The sequence below is a fragment of the Streptomyces sp. PSU-S4-23 genome, assembly GCF_055632315.1.
This window is the reverse complement of sequence record NZ_JBVMUU010000002.1, coordinates 568,417-584,611: the sequence shown is the minus strand read 5'-3', so window position 1 is coordinate 584,611 and position 16,195 is coordinate 568,417. Positions and strand designations below refer to the sequence as shown.

At 74.8% G+C, this 16,195-nt stretch carries 13 protein-coding genes; 8 read left to right on the top strand and 5 right to left on the bottom strand.

The genetic code is table 11. The features are described from left to right. Nucleotides 1-136 precede the first annotated feature (136 nt). From ACZ79I_RS03380 to ACZ79I_RS03370, 3 genes are all read left to right on the top strand, one after another. Nucleotides 137-1,009, top strand: a complete 873-nt coding sequence (locus ACZ79I_RS03380; protein WP_471493917.1) for a CBS domain-containing protein — start codon at nucleotides 137-139, stop codon at nucleotides 1,007-1,009. Between the two features lie 75 nt (nucleotides 1,010-1,084). Then, nucleotides 1,085-1,996, top strand: a complete 912-nt coding sequence (locus ACZ79I_RS03375; protein WP_471493915.1) for a universal stress protein — start codon at nucleotides 1,085-1,087, stop codon at nucleotides 1,994-1,996. 254 nt (nucleotides 1,997-2,250) lie between these two features. Beyond that, nucleotides 2,251-2,685: a hypothetical protein gene (locus tag ACZ79I_RS03370; protein WP_471504730.1), complete on the top strand. Its 435-nt coding sequence runs from the start codon at nucleotides 2,251-2,253 to the stop codon at nucleotides 2,683-2,685. Nucleotides 2,686-2,776: 91 nt separating this feature from the next. Here ACZ79I_RS03370 and ACZ79I_RS03365 read toward each other — a convergent pair whose 3' ends face one another. After that, nucleotides 2,777-3,154: a DUF488 domain-containing protein gene (locus ACZ79I_RS03365; RefSeq protein ID WP_471493914.1), complete on the bottom strand. Its 378-nt coding sequence runs from the start codon at nucleotides 3,152-3,154 to the stop codon at nucleotides 2,777-2,779. 145 nt (nucleotides 3,155-3,299) lie between these two features. On the opposite strand from ACZ79I_RS03365, the gene ACZ79I_RS03360 reads away from it, so the two are divergent. Next, complete coding sequence (locus ACZ79I_RS03360) at nucleotides 3,300-4,088, top strand: uracil-DNA glycosylase (protein ID WP_471493912.1); 789 nt, start codon at nucleotides 3,300-3,302, stop codon at nucleotides 4,086-4,088. 20 nt (nucleotides 4,089-4,108) lie between these two features. On the opposite strand, the gene ACZ79I_RS03355 is transcribed toward ACZ79I_RS03360, so the two are convergent. Together ACZ79I_RS03355 and ACZ79I_RS03350 are read right to left on the bottom strand one after the other, a co-directional pair. Then, complete coding sequence (locus ACZ79I_RS03355; RefSeq protein ID WP_471493910.1) at nucleotides 4,109-4,978, bottom strand: LysR family transcriptional regulator; 870 nt, start codon at nucleotides 4,976-4,978, stop codon at nucleotides 4,109-4,111. Nucleotides 4,979-5,049: 71 nt separating this feature from the next. Then, nucleotides 5,050-6,294, bottom strand: a complete 1,245-nt coding sequence (locus ACZ79I_RS03350; protein ID WP_471493909.1) for an MFS transporter — start codon at nucleotides 6,292-6,294, stop codon at nucleotides 5,050-5,052. Nucleotides 6,295-6,700: 406 nt separating this feature from the next. Between ACZ79I_RS03350 and ACZ79I_RS03345 the strand changes: the two genes are divergently transcribed. The 4 genes from ACZ79I_RS03345 to ACZ79I_RS03330 all read left to right on the top strand — a co-directional run bounded on the left by ACZ79I_RS03345 (nucleotide 6,701) and on the right by ACZ79I_RS03330 (nucleotide 12,251). Next, entirely contained in the window at nucleotides 6,701-8,797 is a 2,097-nt protein-coding gene (locus ACZ79I_RS03345) for an ATP-binding SpoIIE family protein phosphatase (protein WP_471493907.1), read from the top strand. 26 nt (nucleotides 8,798-8,823) lie between these two features. Further along, nucleotides 8,824-9,162 carry a GNAT family N-acetyltransferase gene (locus tag ACZ79I_RS03340; RefSeq protein WP_471493905.1) on the top strand — a complete coding sequence of 113 codons (339 nt, stop codon included), beginning with the start codon at nucleotides 8,824-8,826 and terminating at the stop codon, nucleotides 9,160-9,162. Between the two features lie 141 nt (nucleotides 9,163-9,303). Then, nucleotides 9,304-10,335, top strand: a complete 1,032-nt coding sequence (locus tag ACZ79I_RS03335) for a hydroxyacid dehydrogenase (protein ID WP_471493903.1) — start codon at nucleotides 9,304-9,306, stop codon at nucleotides 10,333-10,335. Continuing rightward, nucleotides 10,332-12,251, top strand: a complete 1,920-nt coding sequence (locus ACZ79I_RS03330; protein WP_471493902.1) for a DUF2264 domain-containing protein — start codon at nucleotides 10,332-10,334, stop codon at nucleotides 12,249-12,251. The genes ACZ79I_RS03335 and ACZ79I_RS03330 overlap by 4 nt, the downstream gene beginning before the upstream one ends. Here the strand turns inward: ACZ79I_RS03330 and ACZ79I_RS03325 are convergent. Together ACZ79I_RS03325 and ACZ79I_RS03320 are read right to left on the bottom strand one after the other, a co-directional pair. Further along, on the bottom strand, nucleotides 12,236-13,093 hold the full coding sequence (locus tag ACZ79I_RS03325) for a chitosanase (protein WP_471493900.1): 858 nt from the start codon (nucleotides 13,091-13,093) through the stop codon (nucleotides 12,236-12,238). The two genes, ACZ79I_RS03330 and ACZ79I_RS03325, sit on opposite strands and share 16 nt — an antisense overlap. A 142-nt stretch (nucleotides 13,094-13,235) precedes the next feature. Further along, nucleotides 13,236-16,025 (bottom strand): SpoIIE family protein phosphatase, encoded by a 2,790-nt coding sequence (locus tag ACZ79I_RS03320; RefSeq protein ID WP_471493898.1) that lies wholly within the window; start codon nucleotides 16,023-16,025, stop codon nucleotides 13,236-13,238. Between the last annotated feature and the right edge of the window lie 170 nt (nucleotides 16,026-16,195).

The following is a 16,195-nucleotide window of genomic DNA, read 5'->3' as shown; positions in this document are numbered from 1 at the left end:
TCAGTCTCACCGCTCGTGTGCGGGCTCGCACCAACTGGGGCCGTCTGCTGCTCCACCTGGGCCGGTCGGCTCTTGGCCCGGGGCGGCGGGGCGTGAGACTGGGAGGGTGGACCACCGACCGAGTCCGGAGGCTGCCGTGACCGAGCACGAGAACTTCTCCACCGGCGCCGAGGCTCGCCACGCCGTGCCGTCGCACACCTGGCGCCCCGGCGAGGACGCACGGCGGGACGCGCTCCTGCGCTACCTGGGCGCCGTCGAAGCGGTCTCGGCCCGGCACCCGGGGGCGCGGCGGCAGCCCGCTCCGGCGCCCGCCTCCCGTCCGGAGACGGAGCGCACGGCGGCGCGGCCGCCGGAGCCGCCCGCCGAGCCCGAAGGACCGCTGGTACGGGACGTGATGGAGGTACCCGCGGCGTCCATGCGGGACGACCTGGCGTACCGCGACATCGCCCGGCTGCTGTCGCGCGAGCACATCGGCGCGATCCCGGTGGTCGACGCCGAGGACCGGGTGATCGGTGTGGTGTCGGAGTCCGATCTGCTGGCGAAGGTCGCCTTCGAGGCGTCCGGGCACCGGCCCGGACGCATCGGCCGGCTGCGGGAGCGGCGGATGCACGACAAGGCCCGTGGCGAGACGGCGGCGGACCTGATGACCAGCCCCGCGATCACCGTGCTGCCGGGCGCGACCGTCGCGGAGGCCGCGTGGCTGGCCGCGCTGTCGCGACTGAAGCGGCTCCCGGTCACCGACCACGACGGGCGCCTGGTGGGCGTGGTGCACCGCAACGCGCTGCTCCGGGCCCTCGTCAGGGACGACGCCGCCATCAGGGAGGAGGCCGAGGCGAGGGTCCACGCCGTCTGCTCCCCGGCGGACCGTGCCGGCGTCGAGGTGAAGGTGCGCGACGGCGTGGTGGAGCTGACGGGCCGGATGCCGAGGGCGGCGATGCTCAGGCTGGTCGCGGAGGTGGAGGGCATCGACGACGTGGTCGACGTGGACAACCACCTCACCCCCGTGTGACGCCGGCCGGGACCGCACGGGTTGTCGTCGGACTGTCGTCGGATTGTCGTCGGATGTCTTGAGGAGGGAAAGGCCATGCCCCTTACCATCGCCGCGGGAGTGGACGGCTCGCCCGAGAGCGCGGCCGCGGCCGAGTGGGCGGCCCGCGAAGCGGAACTGCGCGGTCTGGCCCTGAGGCTCGTCCATGTGGCGGAACCGGTTCCGGCCCCCCTGGCGCGGGCCGAGGGGCTCGGGGCGTGGACGCCGGGGGAGTGGAGCGAGCGCGGCGAGCGGATCCCCCGCGAAGCGGCGGAGGACATCCGGCTGCGCCACCCCGGGGTCGAGGTGACGCCGGAACAGCGGACCGGGCGCCCCGCCGAGGCGCTGACCGGTGTGGCGGGGGAGTCGGAACTGCTCGTGCTGGGCTCGCGCGGGCTGAGCGGGGTCGGCGGCTTCCTGGTCGGCTCCGTCGGCCTGGCCGTCGTGGCGCACGCCGAACGGCCCGTGGTGCTGGTCCGCGGCGGGGACCGGGCCGCGGACGCCCGTGCGGCGGACTCGCCCAGCAGCCCGTTCTCGACCGCCCCCTACCGTCCCGTCGTCCTCGGCCTGGACCTCGGCGACGAGGCCGCGGCGGTCATCGGGTTCGCCTTCGAGGAGGCCGCCGTCCGGGACACCACGCTGCGCGTCGTCCACGGCTGGTATCCGCCCCCGGCGTTCGAGGGACTGACCATCGGCCCCGCCGTCCATGTCGAACACGCCCGCCGACGGGCCACCGCCCTGACCGAGGCGCTCCATCCGTGGCGGCGCAAGTTCCCCGCCGTGCGGATCGTCGAGGCATCACGCCCCGGCAGGCCCGCGAGCCAGTTGATCGAGGCGTCCCGCACCGCCTGCCTCGTCGTCGTGGGACGCAGGATCCGGCGCGCTCCGGTCGGCACCCGCCTCGGGTCGGTCGCGCACGCGGTGCTCCACCACGCCGCGGCGCCCGTCGCCGTCGTCCCGCACGACTGACCGGGGCCGCCCCGGGCGCGTCCGGCGCACGGAGCGCGGCGCCGCGCGGACAGCCGCGCGGCTCGTACGCGGGCCGGCCGGGCCCCTGCCGGCGGACGGGGCGGGGGGCCGCCGCCGCATCCGCCCGACCCGCGGCAGCCGGCCGGCCCGGCTCCGGGCCGGCCGCCACCCGGTGCGGGTCCGGCCGGAAAGAGCCGGTAGCGTGGCCGGCGGCCGGTGTGCGTGCGGGCGGTCGCGGAAGGGCGATGAGTGGGATGAACACGGTCGGTGCGGCTATCGCGAGCGCGGTGGTCTTCGTCTGGCTCGGCATGGTCCTGGCGATCTCCTTCCTGGAGGCGCCGTTGAAGTTCCGCGCCCCCGGGGTGACCATCCCCCTCGGCCTGGGCATCGGACGCCTGGTCTTCCGGGCCCTCAACCTCGTCGAGGCCGTCCTGGCCGCCGCCGTGGTCGCCGCGGTCGCCGTCAGCGGCCCGCCCGTGTCCGTCACCGTGCTCACCGGCGTCCTCGCCGTGCTGCTCGTGGTGCAGCTCGGCATCGTGCGCCCCCGTCTGAACCGGCGGTCCGACCGCGTCCTGGCGGGGGAGGAGAACATGCCCCTCTCCCAGGGGCACGTGTACTACGTGGCCCTGGAGTGCGTGAAGGCCGTCCTCCTGATCGCGCTCGGCGTGAGCGTGCTCGTGGCCCGCTGATCCCCTCCCGCGAGGCGCCGGAGCCGCGCGGTCACCCGCCCGCGCGGACATGGCCGGCCGCGTTCAGCCGGCCGCGTTCAGCCGTTCGGGTTCAGCCGTCCGCGGACCCTCCGCGGCCGGTCAGCCACTCGGCCAGGACGGCCGCCTGGCTGTGCTCCACGTCCTTGGTGGCGGTCAGCAGTGTGAGCCGTGCGTGCGCGGCGAGGTCCCGCAGGTGCGCGGCGGCCTCCCGGTGGCCCGGATCGCGGAGTTCGGCGAGGTAGCGGCGGCGGAACTCGGCGAACCGGTCGGGTTCGTGACCGTACCAGCGGCGCAGCTCGGTGGAGGGGGCCACATCGCGCAGCCACTCGTCCAGGCGGGCGTCCTCCTTGCGCATCCCCCGCGGCCAGACCCGGTCGACGAGCACCCGCGTACCGTCCTGCGGCGATGTGTCCTCGTAGACTCGACGGCAGGCGACCTGTGCGGTCATGACACGGCCCTCCGGATCGATCGGCCGCCGGCTCGAAGCCGGTTCGACGGCTTGCCTCTTCCGTGAAACGGGCGGGCTTTCCGGTCCGTCCATCGTATCGGAGGGCCGTGGTCTTCATCGTCCGGCCCGGCGAGAGGGGTTCGGCGTGCACGGCAGCCAGACCGGGCCGGACGCGCCCGGCTTCCCCGCCACGACGGCCCCCGGGCTGGGCGCGGTGCGGGAACTGGACTCCGCGGTGACCGGCTGCCGGGCCTGCCCGCGGCTGGTGGCCTGGCGGGAGGAGGTCGCGCGCGTCAGACGCAGGGCGTTCGCGGACTGGGAGTACTGGGCCAGGCCGGTGCCCGGCTTCGGCCCGGCCGACGCGCGGCTGGCGATCATCGGGCTGGCTCCGGCCGCGCACGGCGGCAACCGCACCGGGCGCATCTTCACCGGCGACCCGTCCGGCGACGTGCTGTACGCGGCCCTGTACGACCTGGGCCTGGCGTCCCAGCCCACCGCCACCCGGCGCGGTGACGGCATGCGCCTGTACGGGGTGAGGATCACGGTGCCGGTGCACTGCGCACCGCCCGGCAACCGGCCGACCACCATCGAGCGGGACACCTGCCGGCCCTGGCTCGCCCGGGAACTGGAACTGCTGCGGCCGACCCTGCGCGCGATCGTGGTACTCGGCGGCTTCGCCTGGCACAGCCTGCTGCCGGTGCTCGCGGACGCGGGATGGCGGTTGCCGCGCCCCAGGCCGGGCTTCGGGCACGGCGCCGAGGCGCTGCTCCTCGACCCCGGCGGGGTACACCGGGTGCACCTCGTCGGCGCCTACCACCCGAGCCGGCGCAACATGTCCACCCGCACCCTCACCCCCGCCATGCTGCGGGAGGCGCTGCGCCGCGGAGCCGGCCTCGCCGGGCTGCCGACGGCCCCGCACCGCGGGCATCCCTGACCGGCCCGCGGCCCCGCGCCCTACGTGATGTGCCGCATCAGGGCCGCGACGGCGGCGGGCGGCTCACCCGGCGGACGCACCACCATCACCGTCCAGTTCGGCGTGTACCGGTCGAACCGGTGCGTCGCCAGGTCCGGGAAGCGTGCGGCGATGGACAGGGGCATGATGCACACCCCGAGATCGTTGCGGACCAGTTCGGACGCCGCGACGATGTCGTTGACCTCGAAGGTCGTCGTGCGGTCGACCCCGGCCGCGCGGAAGGCCCGGTCGACCGCGTGGCGGATGGCCCACCCGGGCGGGAAGTCCACCAGGGGCAGCCCCGCGACCGCGGCGAGCCCCACCGTGCCGTCCGCGGACCCCGGGGTGACGCTCCGCCCCGGTGCCGCCACCAGAACCATGTCCTCACGGGACAGCAGGCGGGTCACCAGTCCTTGCTGCTGCCGGCGGTCGAGGGCCACCACGGCCAGGTCCACCGTGCCCTCGCGCAGCGCCTGCCGGATGTCGGCCACCGCCGCCTGACGCAGCTGGACCACCACACCGGGGTGCTCCGCCCGCAGCGCGGCCAGCGCGTGGTGCAGCCCGGCCCACACGCCCTGCATCGTGCCGACCGTCACCCGGCCGCGCAGCTCCCCCTTCGCGGCGTCGACTGCCTCGCGCGCGAGTTCGGCGGCCCGCAGCGCCGCTCGGGCGGCGGGAACGAACGCCTCGCCGGCCGGGGTGAGCGCCACCCGGTGCGTGGTCCTGCTGAACAGCGGGGTGCCCAGTTCGCGTTCGAGGGCCCGGACCGTGCCGGAGACGGCGGACTGGACCACGTGCAGACGTCTGGCCGCCGCCGTGAACCCGCCGGCCTCCGCCACGGCGACGACGACCTCCATCTGCCGCAGATCCATCATCCGCTCCCGTGACGCAGCGTCCGCCCGAGCAAGGCAGCGATCTCCGGTGCATCGTATGCGGGCCCGCGTCAGGTCCCGGTCGCCTGCCGGGCGCCGTCGGGGGACGAGTCGGGGGCCGAGTCGGGGGCCGCGTCGCGGGCCGTCTCGCGGGCCGGGTGCCGGCCGGGCGTCCGGTGCTCGGTGGTCCAGTACAGGAACGCGAGGACCGGCAGGACCGCGCCGAGGACGGTGACCGCGCCCCAGCCGCCGACGTGGTAGGCGACCGAGCCGAGCTGCGATCCGACGGCGCCCCCGACGAAGAAGGTCGCGATGAAGGCGCTGTTGAGACGGGCCCGGGCGGTGGGGTCGAGCCGGTAGACGGTGTGCTGGCCGAGGACGAGGGTGGTCTGCACGGCCATGTCGAGAACCACGGCGGCCAGAGCGACCAGGGCGACGCTGTGCCGGCCGAGGCCCGCGGCGGCGAACGCCGGCGCCGCGGCGGCGAACGCGGCGCCGGTCATGGGGCGGACGAGGCCCCGGTCGGCCCAGCGCCCGGCGAGCGGGGCCACCGCGGCTCCGGCCGCGCCCACGAGCGCGAACACACCGACACCGATCGGCGAATAGCGGAAGTGAGGGCCCGTCAGCAGGTAGGAGACAGTGGTCCAGAAGGCGCTGAACGCCCCGAACATCGCCGCCTGGTAGAGGCCCCGGCGCAGCAGCTCGGGATGTGCGCGCAGCAGCGCGGCGGTGGAGCGCAGCACCCGGGCGTACGGAATCGTGGTGGTGGGCGCGTGCCGGGGCAGCGCCGTGCGCAGGGCGACGGCCAGGAGGGCCGTCAGGGCGGCCGAGCCGAGATAGACGACGCGCCAGCCGGCGACGTCGGAGACGAGGCTGCTGAGGGTCCGCGACAGCAGGATGCCGGTGAGCAGCCCGCTCATCACCCGGCCCACGATCCGCCCGCGCGCATGATCCGGGGCCAGGCTCGCGGCGTACGGCACCAGGATCTGGGCGACGACGGACGTGGTGCCGCTGACCAGCGAGGCGGCCAGGAGCATCGGAAAGCCGGTCGCGAGGCCGGCCGCCACCAGGGCGAGGGTGGTCACCGCCAGGAGCACGGTGACCAGGCCGCGCTTTTCGAGCCGGTCCCCGAGCGGGACCAGGAAGAGCATGCCGATCACATAGCCGATCTGGGTGAGCGTGATCAGCAGCCCCGCGGTGGACGCGCTGACGTGGAAGACGTCGCGCAGCGACGACAGCAGGGGCTGCGCGTAGTAGAGATTGGCGACCGTCATGCCGCAGGCGACGGCCAGCAGCGTGATCAGCCGGCCCGGCACCCCGAGCGCGGGCTCCGCGGCTGCGCGGGGAGCCCGCGGGCTCCGGGGGCCGGGTGACGGGGACACCCCGGGTGACGGGGACGCATCCGGTGACGGGGACACGCCGGGTGACGGGGACGCATCGGGTGACTGGGACACGGTGACCTTCATCGGGTGAGGGAGCCGGGGCCGGCTCGTGGGAGACGCCTTGTCCGACCGGGCGGACTGCTCGCCGCTCTCCTGGACACAGCGTTCGGCAGGCCCGCCGCCTTCCTCATCGACGGCGATGATGCGGGATGTCAGTCATCTCCGTGGGAGATGGGCGCCCGTCCGCGGCCGGCACTCGCGTTGACTTGCGGTCGTTGCCACGGGGTCGTCCCCTGAGAGGTGTGGGCCACCGCGGCGGTGGCGTGGTTCCGGGAGGAATATGACCGGCGGTGATGACCGGTTCGGTACCGGATCGGCGGAGTGGGGGCAGCCCGCCGAACTGGTGCTGGACGCCGCCTGGACGGTGCTGGCCTGCACCCGGCCCGCGCTGGGGCTGCTGGGCGCCTCGGTCGGCGAGGTGCGCGGGCGCAGCCTCAAGTCCTTCTTCGTGGACCCCTCCGCCTGGGCGGCGCAGGCCGAGACGGCGGATGGCGGGCCCCTCCGCAGCGGTCACGCGGTGCTGCGCCGCGCCGACGGCGGCCGCGTGGACGTGGAGGTGACCGTGGCGGTGCTGGCCGGGAGCACCCAGGCGCGCCTGCTGGTCCGGCTGGTCCCGGTGGCGGAGGCCGAGCGCGAGGACGAGCTGGGGATGCGCGTGGCCTCGCGCGGTGGCGGATTGTCGGCGGCCGACCCGCGGGTGCACCAGCGGCTGGATCTGCTGCGCGCGGCGGCGGTGCGCATCGGCGGCTCCCTGGACGTGGTGCGCAATGCCCGGGAGCTGGTCGATCTGCTGGTGCCGGTCTTCGCCGATCTCGGGGCGGTGGACCTCACCGAGGAGGTGCTGGCCGGACAGGAGCCCGGGCAGTTCCTCCCCGGCACGCCGCTGCGGCGCGTGGCGGTGGCCGCCGCGGAGGGGCCCTGGCCGCAGGAGGTCTACGGGCTGGGGGAGCGGGTGGTGATGGGCCGTGTGGAGGCCGAGCATGTGCGGCAGGGAGCGGCCGGTGTCCTGCCGGACCTCGGCCGGCTGCGCGCGACGGTGTCCGAGGACCCGCAGCGGTCCCGGCTGATCCTGCCCCCGGCCGCGAGGTCGCTGCTGGTCATTCCGTTGCAGGCCCGCGGGGCCGTGCTGGGTGCCGTCCCGCTGTGGCGGTGCGGCGACCGGGTACCGTTCGACCAGGCCGACGCCGCCCTGGCCGAGGAGATCGGCTCCCGTATGGCTCTGGGGCTGGACAACGCCCGCCGCTACACCCGGGAGCGGCACGCGGCCGAGGTGCTCCAGCGCAGCCTGCTGCCGCCTCCGGTCGTGCGCCTGGCGGGAGCGGAGACCGCGGGCGTCTACGCGCCGGCGAGCACGGCCGCCGGCACCGGCGGCAGCTGGTACGACGTGATCCGGCTGTCCGGTGTCCGTGTGGCCTTCGTGGTGGGCAAGGTGGCCGGGCACGGGGTGAACGCCGCCGGCGCGATGGGACGCCTGCGCTCGGCGGTACAGACCCTGGCCGACCTGGATCCCCCTCCCGAGGAACTGCTGAACCATCTGGACGACCTGGTGACCCGCATCAGCGACGACGAGCGGCACCGCCCCGGGTCGGTCACCGGCTCCCTGGGCGGGGCGACCTGTCTGTACGCCACCTACGACCCCGTCACCGGCCAGTGCCTCGTGGCCAGCGCGGGACACTCGGCCCCCGTCCTCGTCCGGCACCAGGACACCGTGGAGGTGGTCGACCTCCAGCCGGGGCCGCCGCTCGGCAGCTCCACGGAGCCCTTCGAGTCGGTGGAACTGCATCTGCAGTCAGGGGACGTGCTCGCCTTCCACAGCGCCCCGGCCACCCGGCGGTCGCAGGACACCGAACGAGACCTCGAACAGCTGTGTGCGGACGCCCAGCTCGCCGCCCGCTCCCATGACCCCCTGGTCGACACCGCCGAAGAACTGCTGACCCGCCTGCGGCAAGTGCCCCGTGCCGAGGACATCGCCCTGCTGCTGGCCCGCGTCGACCGGATCCCGCCCAGCCACACGGCCTCCTGGCAACTGCCCGCCGACCCCGGCCTCGTCGCGCACGCCCGCGCGCTGGCCTCCGCCCAGCTGGCCCGCTGGGGCCTGCAACAGCTGGACTTCACGACCGAAGTGATCGTCAGCGAACTCATCACCAACGCCATCCGCTACGCGGGAGGTCCCATCGGGCTGCGGATGATCAAGGAGCGCCGGCTGATCTGCGAGGTGTCCGACCCCAGCCAGTCGCAGCCCTACCTGCGCCGCGCCCGCCTCTCCGACGAGGGCGGCCGGGGCCTGTTCCTGATCGCCCAGCTCGCCCACCGCTGGGGCAGCCGCTACCACCCCGGCGGAAAGACCATCTGGACCGAGCAACTCGTGGAAGACTGACGCCGTCGTCTGACGAGAGGCACCCGATGAGCCAGCCTTCCGCCGCGCCGACCGTCGAGCGCGTGGATGCCAGGCACCGTTACGAAATCCTGGTCGAGGGCGAACGCGCCGGTCTGACCGCCTACCGCGACCGCGGGGCCCAGCGGGTCTTCCACCACACGGAGGTCGACGACGCCTTCGCCGGGCAGGGCCTGGCCGGGCGACTGGTCCGGGAAGCGCTCGCCGACGTACGCGCCCGCGGGATGCGCATCGTGCCGGTGTGTCCGTACGTGGCCAAGTGGCTCGGGGAGCACGATGAGTTCAGCGACATCACGGACCCCGTGACCCCCGGCGTCCTGCAGTGGCTGGAGGAGGAACTGGGCTGACGGGCCTTCGGGAGTCCCGGTCATCTGATCGATCCCTTGACCGCCTCGCGCCGGCCGCCGAGGATTTCCCGTGTCCCTGACACGTCGATCGGTGCGCGCCGCACACCAGCGCGACCTGCCGCGTGAGGAGTCCGCATCCAGATGACCGTCTCGACGCAGGGTCCCGGCTTCCGTCCCCGTGCCGCCCTCGCCATGTCCCCGGAGGCCGCCGCGGCCGTCCTCGACCCCGAGTCGCTGGACGCCCTCGCCGCGGTCTGTGATCTCGCCCCGCCGCCCGTCCTGGACGACTTCACCACCCCGCGGGCCCGCTCCGTCCTCGCCGGGGCCGACCTCCTGGTGACCGGCTGGGGCTGCCCCCGGCTCGACGCGGAGGCGCTGGAGGCGGCGCCCCGGCTGCGTGCCGTCGTGCACACCGCGGGCAGTGTGCGCGCCCACATCACCGACGCCTGCTGGCAGCGCGGCATCGAGGTGTCCTCCGCCGCCTCGGCCAACGCCCTGCCGGTCGCCGAGTACACCCTCGCGATGATCCTGCTCACCGGCAAGAACGTCCTGGAACGCGCCCGGGACTACCGCGCCTCCCGCACGCGCGACGACTGGCTGCGCACCCCCCGTACCGTCGGCAACCACCGCCGCACCGTGGGCATCGTCTCGGCGTCGCTCATCGGCCGCCGGGTCATCGAACTGCTGCGCCCCCACGACCTCGACGTGCTCCTCCACGACCCGTACGTCGACGACGCCCGGGCGGCCGGACTCGGCGTCACCCGCGTGGGCCTGGACGAGCTGTTCGCGCGGTGCGACACCGTCAGCGTGCACACCCCGCTGCTGCCCGCGACCCGCGGACTGGTGGGCCGCGGGCTGATCGAGGCGATGCGCCCCGGCGCGGTGCTGATCAACACCTCCCGCGGCGCGGTCGTCGACCAGGACGCGCTCACCGACGCCGCGGTGGCCGGCCGCATCCGGGCCGTCCTCGATGTGACCGACCCCGAAGTGCTGCCGCCCGGGCACCCGTTGTGGGACTGCGAGAACGTGCTCATCACGCCCCACCTCGCCGGCTCCCAGGGCAACGAGTGGCGCCGTCTGGCCGATCTCGCCCTCGCGGAGACCGCGCGCTGGGCCTCCGGCGCCGGCTTCCTGCACCCCGTACGACGCGAGAGGCTGGCGTTCCAGGCGTGAGCATGCCCTTCCCGTTTCCCCCGGAGGACCGGGAGTCCAGCCCGTACACGGGGTACACCCGAGCCCACTGGGAGGCCGTGGCGGACGGGCTGCTGGCAGCCGCCCGGCGCTGGAGCACACCGGGCGGAGCCCTGCTCGACCTGCCCGGGCGGCCCTCCCGTTCCGGAGCGCGCTCCGACGGTCTGGAGGGCTTCGCCCGCACGTTCCTCGCGGCCGCCTTCCGGGTGGCCGGCGCCGGAGGGGACGACCCGCACGGACACCTCGACCGGTACGCACGGGGTCTGGCCGCAGGCACCCGCTCCCCAGGCCGCGACGACACCGAGTCCTGGCCCCTGATCCTCGATCACGACGTGCAGGGCCAGCCGATGGTGGAGTCGGCGTCGGTGGCGCTCGGCCTGCGGCTGACCGTGCCCTGGCTGTGGGCGCACCTCGGCCCCGGCGTACGGGACCGGGCGGAGGAATGGCTGCGCGGGGCGCTGCGGCACACACCCGCACCGAACAACTGGTACCTCTTCCCGTACACCGTCGCCGGATTCCTGGAGTCGGTGGGCCGCGGCGACGCGGAGACGGCCGCGGCCCGGCGGCGTGCCCTGGACCTGCTGGAGGGCTGGTACCGCGGCGACGGCTGGTACGCGGACGGGGACGGCCGCGCCTTCGACCACTACAACGGCTGGGCCCTGCACCTGTATCCGGTGCTCGACGCCCATCTCGCCGCGGACGAGGAGCGGTCCGCCCGGTACGGGGCCCGGCTGCACGCGCATCTGCGGGGCCTGTCGCTGATGTTCGGGGCGGACGGCGCGCCGCTGCACTTCGGCCGGTCGCTGGCCTACCGGTTCGCCGCCTCGGCGGCCGTCGGCCTGGGCGCCCTCACCGGCCGCACCCCGCTGCCCCCGGGCACGTCCCGGCGTCTGCTGAGCGGCAGTCTGCGCTACTTCCTGGACCGCGGAGCGCTGACCGGGGACGGGCTGCTGAGCCTCGGCTGGCACGGCCCGCACGACGCCACCCTGCAGACGTACTCGGGGCCGGGATCCCCGTACTGGGCGTCGAAGGCGTTCGTGTGCCTGCTGGCGCCGGCCGGTGACCCGCTGTGGACGGCCCGGGAGGAGCCCGCGCCGGTCGAGGAGGCCGACCGGGTTCTCGCCCTGCCGGCGCCCGGGCTGCTCCTGCAGACGACGCGCGCGGACGGGATCGTACGGCTGCACAACCACGGCAGCGACCATGTGCGGCCCCACGAGGGGGAGTCGGCGGCCGACGACGATCCGCACTACGGACGCCAGGCGTACTCGACCCGCACCGGACCCACGGCCCCGGGGAACATCGCCGACAACCATCTGTCGGTCGAGGTGGCCGGCCGCGCGAGCGTACGGCGCCGCATCCGTCCCCTGGGGGCGGGGCAGGGCGAGGGCTGGGGATGGGCCGCGTCCTGGCACCGTCCCGTCTTCGTGTCCGGGCCGCCGATGGTGCCCGGCCTGCGGGTGGAGAGCGTCACCGTGGTCCGGGGACGCCATGAACTGCGTGTGCACCGCGTGGTCGGCGCCCCGGAGGGGGCCCGGGTCACCCACACGGGGTGGGCGACGGGACCCGACCAGTCCGTCGTGTCGGTCCTTCACGGGCTGCACGGCTGGGACGAGGGCCCCGAGGCGGTCCGCGCCCCCCAGGGCACGGCCTACACCCGCTGGGCCGGCGTCCCCCGGCTCGGCGGGCGCGCCGGCGGCACCTCGGTGCATGTGTGCCTGGCCGTCCTCACCGCCGAGCCCGGGGCCGACTCCGTGACGGAGGCCGTCGCCGGCGTGATCGTCGCCGACGACGGCGTGGAGGTCACATGGGCCCGGGACGGGGCACGTTCACGAGTCGGCTTCGACCCGGTGACCGTGTCCCTCGTGCCGGAGCCGACGTCCCGTCAGCCGATGTGGTAGCTGTCCCCGTACACCTTCCAGTCCAGCGGCGGGTCCAGGTTCAGGTTGCCCTCGCGCAGGAACACCCGCTGCGCGGTGTCGACCCGGCTGGTGTCGCTGTGGGCCTCCTCCTGCCGCATGGCCCAGACCCGTGCGTCGAGGAAGGCGTTCAGGTACGCCGCCTCCCCGCCGCCCTGCGCCGGCGGCTGCGCGGAGCGCAGGGCCCGCTTGCGGATGTTGCGGAAGCTCGTGGGGTCCCCGCCGTCGCCGTGCATGACGATGGCGTCGTAGTACGCGAACTGGCCCAGGACTCCCAGCCCGTCCGTCTTGCCCTGCCGGACGGCGGGATCGAAGTACACCCGGTCGCGTTCGTCGTTCTGCGCCTGCTGGAAGGCCGGATCCTCGGCCGCCGTGCGCCAGTCGTCGGGGAAGTCCGGGTCGAGGCCGTCGTGCGAGTCCGTGCCGTTCACATCGCGCAGCGCGGGCAGGTAGCGGGCGAGGACGTTGCCGGGCTCGCGGTCGGTGTACAGCTGGACGAGGTCGAGCATGTCGCCGGTGCCGGAGCAGAACCCGATGATGCCCGCGGTGTAGCCGCGACCGTCACCGATGTCCTCGATGTACCGGTACTGGGCCTTCCAGTCGAGCGAGGAGTTCTCCGCGCTCGACACCAGCTGCATGGCGATCTCCTTCTTGGCCGGGTCGTCGAGCCCGGCCGCCGTGGCGGCCGTGGGCGCCGCCGAGGCGTACCCGGAGCGCAGGAGGGGGGCCGCCGCCAGGGACGCGCCGATCAGGGCGAGGACGGTGCGGCGCGGGGTGGCGCCGGGGCCTGCCGTGCCGGGGGACGGGCGGGACGGGTGCACCATGAGGACTCCAGTGGGTGGGGGTGGCGCTCAATCTGATAGGAAAGTTTCCTATCAGATTCGGTGCCTGATCGGTACCCATCAAGCGGTACTTCCGCGCCCGGCGGCCGGCTCCGCGGTGGACCTCAGGCCCCGGCGACGGGTCTCAGGGCAACGGCTGCTCGGCCCAGATGACCTTGCCCGTCGGCGTGTAGCGGGTGCCCCAGTGCTCGGCGACCTGGGCGACCAGGAAGAGGCCGCGTCCGCCCTCGTCCGTCATGGCCGCGTAGCGCAGATGGGGCGAGGTGCTGCTGCCGTCGAAGACCTCGCAGACCAGACTGCGGTGGTGCAGCACACGGACGCGGACGGGGGCGCTGCCGTAACGGAGCGCGTTGGTGACCAGCTCGCTGAGGATCAGCTCCGTCGTGAACGCCAGCTCCTCCAGCCCCCACTCCGCCAGCCGCCGTGTCACCGCCGCGCGCACCTCCCCGACCGCCGCCGGCTGCATCGGCACCTCCCACTGGGCGACCCGGTCGGCCGCCAGGGCCCGGGTGCGCGCCACGATCAGGGCGATGTCGTCGCTCGGCCGGGACGGCAGCCGGGTGTCGAGGACGGCTCGGCACGTATCCTCCGGTGACGGCCCGGCGCCCTCCAGGGCCGTCCGCAGCCGTTCGAGCCCCGCGTCGATGTCCCGTTCCCGGTCCTCGACGAGCCCGTCCGTGTAGAGGACGAGCCGGCTGCCCTCCGCCAGCTCCAGATCGGCCGTCTCGAACGGCAGGCCCCCGAGCCCGAGCGGGGGACCGGCCGGTACGTCGGGGAAGTCGACGCCGCCGTCGGGCCGGACGACCGCGGGCGGCGGATGGCCGGCACGGGCGACGGTGCAGCGCCGGGACACCGGGTCGTAGACCGCGTACAGGCACGTCGCTCCCGTGATGGGGGCACTGCCGCCGTCGGCCGTCTCGTCCTGGTCGATGCGGCCGACCAACTCGTCGAGGAGAGCGAGGAGTTCGTCGGGCGGCAGATCCAGGGCGGAGAAGTTGTGCACCGCGGTGCGCAGCCGTCCCATCGTGGCCGCGGCGTGCAGCCCGTGGCCGACGACGTCGCCCACGACGAGCGCGACGCGTGCGCCGGACAGCGGCAGCACGTCGAACCAGTCCCCGCCCACGCCCGCCTGCGCCGGAAGATAGCGGTAGGCGATGTCGAGGGCGCCCTGCTCGGGCAGCGTGCGCGGCAGCAGACTGCGCTGCAGCGTCACCGCCATGCCGTGTTCCCGGGTGTAGCGGCGGGCGTTGTCGATGGAGACCGCGGCCCGGGCGACCAGCTCCTCCGCGAGGGCGAGCTCCTCCACGTCGAAGGGCTCCGGCTTCTCGGACCGCCAGAAGTCGACCACGCCGAGCACCAGCGCCCCCGCCCGCACCGGCACCGTGATCAGCGAGTGGATGCCGAACGCGACGACGTCCGCGATGCGTTCGGGGTCCTGCCCGGGCCGGCCCGACGCGTCACCGAGGCGGGGTTCGAGGACGGCCCGGCCGCCCGTGAGACCGAGGGCCTGCGGCGAGGACCCCTCGACGCGGATCCGCTCGCCCACCGGGCGGAGCGGGGCGTTCGGCCGGATCCCGCTCGACGCCGTACGGCGCAGACCGGTCGACGCCTCCGGCTCCTCACCGCTCAGGACCGCCTCGAAGAGGTCCACGGTCACGAAGTCCGCGAACCGGGGCACGGCCAGCTCCGCCAACTCCTCGGCGGTGCGGGTCACGTCCAGGCCCGTCCCGATCCCCACTCCGGCGTCGTACAGCAGGGTCAGCCGCTCCCGCGCCACCTCCGCGCGGCCGGACAGGGCCCGCAGCTCCGTCGAGTCACGGAGTGTGGCCACACTGCCGGGCGGTCCCCCCGCCAGGTCCGTGGGCCGCTGGTTGACGGCCAGCAGCCGGTCCCCGACCAGGCGTACCTCGTCCGTGGCGATCCGCCCGGAGGCCAGGAGGGCGGCGGTGCCGTCGTCGAGGCCGAGGTCGGTCACATGGCGCCGCTCCGCGTCGTCGGGCAGGTTCAGCAGGCGCCGCGCCTCGTCGTTGGCGAGCAGCAGATCACCCTCACCGCTGACGATGATCACTCCTTCCCGGACGGAGTGCAGCACCGCGTCGTGGTGCTCGTACATGCGGGTCATCTCGCGCGGCCCCAGGCCGCGCGTCTGGCGCAGCAACCGCCTGCTGACGAGCGCCGTCCCGCCCGTGGCCAGACCGAGTCCGGCGGCCGCGGCGGCCAGCACGAGCGGCAGCTGCCGGTCCGCGGCGCCGCCCACGCGCGCCGTCGTGATACCGGCCGACACCAGGCCCACGACCCTGCCGTCGGGAGCCCTGACGGGCACGACGGCCTGCACCAGCCGTCCGATGGTCCCGTTGATCTCCTCGGTGACGGTGCCGCCGGCCAGCGCGGGCCCGATGGTCCCGACGAACTTCTTCCCGATGCGGTCCGGTCTGGGGTGGGTGTAGCGGATCCCGTCGGTGTTCATGACGACGACGAAGTCGACCTTCGCCGCCCGGCGCGCGGCCTCGGCCCGGGGCTGCAGCACGGCCGTCGGGTCGGGGCCGCCCAGCGCCTCACGGGTGCCGGGCGCGTTGGCGAACGACTCGGCGACGGCGAGGGATCGGTTGCGGGCCTCCTGCGTCGTGTCGTGCCGTACCTGAAGGAGCAGTGCCACCGCCGCCGACACGACCAGCAGCAGCACGATGACCACTTGGAGGACGAACACCTGGCCTGCGACACTGCGCCCACCCAGCGCCGACCGCAGTCCCGCGACCGACGGTGACCGGCCCCCCGGGTCCCGCGCGGGAGGCCGGCGCGGAGCCCGCCGCGCGCCCGGCTCGTGCGCGCGCATACGGATCCGCGCGCCCGGTGCGCGCGGACCACTGGGACGACGGGCCGACCGATCGCCCACTCGACCCACGAGTCGGACCATGTGCCATGTCTACACTGCCGGGCTCCGGGAGGCGAGAGCCATGACATACGGTGACGGATCGCGCCTTCGGACAGGCACCGCCGGTGCCGGCGGGCGGCCCGCCCGGAGCGGGCCCCCGGGCGGCACTCCCGCGCCGCCGTGGCGGCCGGGTGGCGGCTCGGCGTCCGCTT

Bases quoted from the DNA above. Each gene is read 5' to 3' on its own strand.
- ACZ79I_RS03320 (WP_471493898.1), bottom strand. From the start codon at position 16,025: ATGGTCCGACTCGTGGGTCGAGTGGGCGATCGGTCGGCCCGTCGTCCC.
- ACZ79I_RS03375 (WP_471493915.1), top strand. From the start codon at position 1,085: ATGCCCCTTACCATCGCCGCGGGAGTGGACGGCTCGCCCGAGAGCGCG.
- ACZ79I_RS03340 (WP_471493905.1), top strand. From the start codon at position 8,824: ATGAGCCAGCCTTCCGCCGCGCCGACCGTCGAGCGCGTGGATGCCAGG.
- ACZ79I_RS03355 (WP_471493910.1), bottom strand. From the start codon at position 4,978: ATGGATCTGCGGCAGATGGAGGTCGTCGTCGCCGTGGCGGAGGCCGGC.
- ACZ79I_RS03325 (WP_471493900.1), bottom strand. From the start codon at position 13,093: ATGGTGCACCCGTCCCGCCCGTCCCCCGGCACGGCAGGCCCCGGCGCC.
- ACZ79I_RS03345 (WP_471493907.1), top strand. From the start codon at position 6,701: ATGACCGGCGGTGATGACCGGTTCGGTACCGGATCGGCGGAGTGGGGG.
- ACZ79I_RS03335 (WP_471493903.1), top strand. From the start codon at position 9,304: ATGACCGTCTCGACGCAGGGTCCCGGCTTCCGTCCCCGTGCCGCCCTC.
- ACZ79I_RS03365 (WP_471493914.1), bottom strand. From the start codon at position 3,154: ATGACCGCACAGGTCGCCTGCCGTCGAGTCTACGAGGACACATCGCCG.
- ACZ79I_RS03370 (WP_471504730.1), top strand. From the start codon at position 2,251: ATGAACACGGTCGGTGCGGCTATCGCGAGCGCGGTGGTCTTCGTCTGG.